The 3,623-nt window shown below is 61.0% G+C and carries 2 protein-coding genes; both read left to right on the top strand.

The genetic code is table 11. From position 1 onward, the window contains the following. Positions 1–434: 434 nt before the first annotated feature. A complete protein-coding gene (macA, locus tag BM026_RS12290) occupies positions 435–1,586 on the top strand; it encodes a macrolide transporter subunit MacA (RefSeq protein WP_093126801.1) in 1,152 nt (383 codons plus the stop codon). Between the two features lie 3 nt (positions 1,587–1,589). After that, positions 1,590–3,548: a MacB family efflux pump subunit gene (locus tag BM026_RS12285; RefSeq protein WP_093126808.1), complete on the top strand. Its 1,959-nt coding sequence runs from the start codon at positions 1,590–1,592 to the stop codon at positions 3,546–3,548. The last annotated feature ends 75 nt before the right edge of the window (positions 3,549–3,623 follow it).

The raw sequence follows: 3,623 nt of genomic DNA, 5'->3' as shown, positions 1-3,623 counted from the left end.
GTGGATTGTCGGTGTACATATCCGTTGCTTCGGTAACGGCTAGCCCGGCGGCCTCAGGGCCGACCGGTATTGTGTTTGTCGAGCGCGGCTCAAATGGGGGAGGGGGCTTGCCCCCGATGGCGGTGTGTCAGTTGATGCATCTGTGGCTGTCCCACTGCAATCGGGGGCAAGCCCCCTCCCACAGTTTGATCTCCATACATCAGGTAGATATCAGCCTGCTTTTGATCTGCTGGTGATCTGGCTTTTGCTCTCAGACGCCCCGTCAAACACGCTGGCATGCGTTCGGGCACACCGCGCCTAAGCGAGGTGCCGAGTGTTGGGGCAAGAGCCTTTTGGTTACTTTTGGGCTCTTTTCAAAAGTGACCCGCCGTAAGGGCGGAACCCCTATCAGCCGTTACCCAAGTAACGGATATGTACTCGATCAAAGGCCACCCATGGAAAAGTCAAAGTTACGCAAACTAGGAATGCTCACAGTAATCACAGTCGCCATCGGCCTGATCATCTACACGGTCCAGGCCCCCGCCGACGCCCCCCAATACCTCACAGCCACCGCTCAACGCGGTGACATCGAAAACGCCGTGCTGGCCACCGGCCTGCTCGAAGGCATCAAACAGGTCGACGTGGGCGCCCAAGTCTCCGGCCAATTGAAGTCCCTGAAAGTAAAGGTCGGCGACAAAGTGAAAAAGGGTCAATGGCTCGCCGAAATCGACCCACTGGTCCTGCAAAACACCCTGCGCAAGGCCCAGGTCGACGAAGAAAACCTTCAGGCCCAACGCCGCGCCACGGCGGCCCAGCTCAAGCAGGCCAAGTCCGTGTACGAGCGCTATAAAGGCCTGCAGATCGACGAGTCGGTATCCCGTCAGGACTTCGAAGACGCCGAGTCCAACTTCCAGGTGCAACAGGCCAACCTGCTGTCCCTGGATGCGCAGATCAAAAGCGCGCACATCCAGATCGACACCGCCAAGGTCAACCTGGCCTACACCCGCATCGTCGCGCCCATCGACGGCGATGTGGTGGGCATTGTCACCCAGGAAGGCCAGACCGTGATCGCCAGCCAACTGGCGCCGGTACTGCTCAAATTGGCGGACCTGGACACCATGACCGTCAAGGCCCAGGTCTCCGAGGCGGATGTGATCCACATCAGCCCCGGCCAGCAGGTGTACTTCACCATCCTCGGCGAGGCCGACAAGCGCTACTACGCCAAGCTGCGCGGCACCGAGCCGGCGCCGCAGAATTTCCTGGAAACCCAGACCGCCGGTACGCCAAAGCAGAACACCGCGGTGTTCTATAACGCGCTGTTCGACGTGCCCAACCCCGATCACCGCCTGCGTATCGCCATGACCGCCCAGGTGCGTATCGTGCTCGACACCGCCCAGGCCGCGTTGATGGTGCCGGTGGCGGCGCTCGGTGCGCGCAACAACGATGGCAGCTACCCGCTGCGGGTGCTGGATGCCAAGGGCAAGGCGGTGTCGCGGGATGTGAAGACCGGGATCAACAACAACGTCAAGGTGCAGATCCTCGAAGGCCTGGCCGAAGGTGACAAAGTGGTGATCGGCGAAGCCACGCCGGCTGTGGCGGGGAACTGACGGATGACCCAGCCACTGTTGGAACTCAAGGGCATCACCCGCAGTTTCATGGCCGGCGAGCGTGAGTTCATTGCGCTCAAGGGCATCGACCTGACGATTCACGCCGGGGAAATGGTCGCGATCATCGGCGCCTCGGGCTCGGGTAAGTCCACCCTGATGAACATCCTCGGCGGCCTGGATTACGCCACGGCCGGCAGCTACAAGATCAATGGCATCGAAACCCGCTCATTGGGCGACGAGCAATTGGCCGAACTGCGCCGTGACTACTTCGGTTTTATCTTCCAGCGCTACCACTTGCTGGCGCACTTGAGCGCGTTGCACAACGTGGAGATGCCGGCGATCTATGCCGGTACGCCGGAGACCGCGCGCCATAGCCGTGCGCGGGAGTTGCTGGCCCGCCTGGGCTTGGCCAGCCACACCACCCATCGTCCCAGCCAGCTGTCGGGCGGGCAGCAGCAGCGGGTGAGTATTGCCCGTGCGTTGATGAACGGCGGTGAAGTGATCCTGGCCGACGAACCCACCGGCGCCCTCGACACCCACAGCGGCAAGGAGGTCATGCGTATCCTCGCCGAGCTGCACGCTGCGGGGCACACGGTGATTATCGTGACGCACGACCCCAAGGTCGCGGCGAACGCCCAGCGCATCGTCGAGGTGTGCGATGGCGAGATTGTCAGCGACAAGGCCAACGACAGTGTCGGCCTGGCGCTGCCCGGCGAAACGCCCATCGAACCCAGGCGCAATGGCGCCAGGCGTCTGGTGGCGAGCCTGGGGTTGTTCAAGGAAGCGTTCAACATGGCCTGGGTCGCGCTGGTGTCCCATCGCATGCGCACCTTGCTGACCATGCTCGGTATCGTCATCGGTATTACCTCGGTGGTGTCGATCTCGGCCATCGGCGAAGGCGCCAAGCGTTATGTGCTCAAGGACATCCAGGCGATCGGCAGCAACACCATCGATATCTTTTCCGGCACCAGTTTCGGTGACAGCCGCGCCTCGGCCATCGAGACGTTGATGCCCTCGGATGTCGACGCGTTGAACCAGCTGTATTACGTCGACAGCGCCACGCCGGTGGTGGGCCGCAACCTGTTGCTGCGCTTTGGCAATATCGACCTGGATGCGCAGGTCAACGGTGTGAGTGACCGCTATTTCAAGGTAAAGGGCCTGAAGCTTGAAGCCGGCATCGCCTTCAGCGAAAGCGACGCACGGCGCCAGGCCCAAGTGGTGGTGATCGACCACAACACCCGCCATCGCCTGTTCGGGCCGAACGTCGACCCGCTGGGCCAAGTGATCCTGGTGGGTAACCTGCCGTGCACGGTGATCGGCGTGACGGCCGACAATAAAAACATGTTCGCCGCCAGCAAGGCATTGAATGTGTGGGTGCCCTATGAAACGGCGGCGGGGCGCCTGTTGGGGCAGCGCCATCTGGACAGTATCACCGTGCGCATCAAGGACGGTCAGCCAAGCAAGGTGGTGGAAGACAACGTCAACAAGCTGATGCTGCAACGTCACGGCACCAAGGATTTCTTCACCAACAACCTCGACAGCATCATGCAGACGGTGCAGAAAACCAGTCGCTCCCTGGCGCTGTTGCTGTCGTTGATCGCGGTGATTTCGCTGCTGGTGGGCGGTATCGGGGTGATGAACATCATGCTGGTGTCGGTGACCGAGCGTACCCGCGAGATCGGTATTCGCATGGCGGTAGGCGCCCGGCAATCGGACATTCGCCAGCAGTTCCTGGTGGAGGCGGTGATGGTGTGTTTGATCGGTGGGCTGATCGGAATCTCGCTGTCCTATGCCCTGGGCTTTTTGTTTTCAGTGTTCGTGAAGGAATGGGAGATGGTGTTTTCCCTGGGCTCGATTCTGACCGCGTTTGCCTGTTCGACATTGATCGGCATCGTGTTTGGCTTTGTGCCGGCGCGGAATGCGGCGCGGCTCGATCCGATCGAGGCCTTGGCAAGGGATTGAGTCCTGCTTGTCAATGAGAACCCAATGTGGGAGGGGGCTTGCCCCCGATTGCTGTGTATCAGCCACAATTTCGGT

The sequence above is a fragment of the Pseudomonas sp. NFPP24 genome, from assembly GCF_900112095.1.
Lineage (GTDB): Bacteria > Pseudomonadota > Gammaproteobacteria > Pseudomonadales > Pseudomonadaceae > Aquipseudomonas > Aquipseudomonas extremorientalis.
Note: the sequence above shows the minus strand (reverse complement) of the source record. Positions and strands in the feature narration are given on the sequence as shown.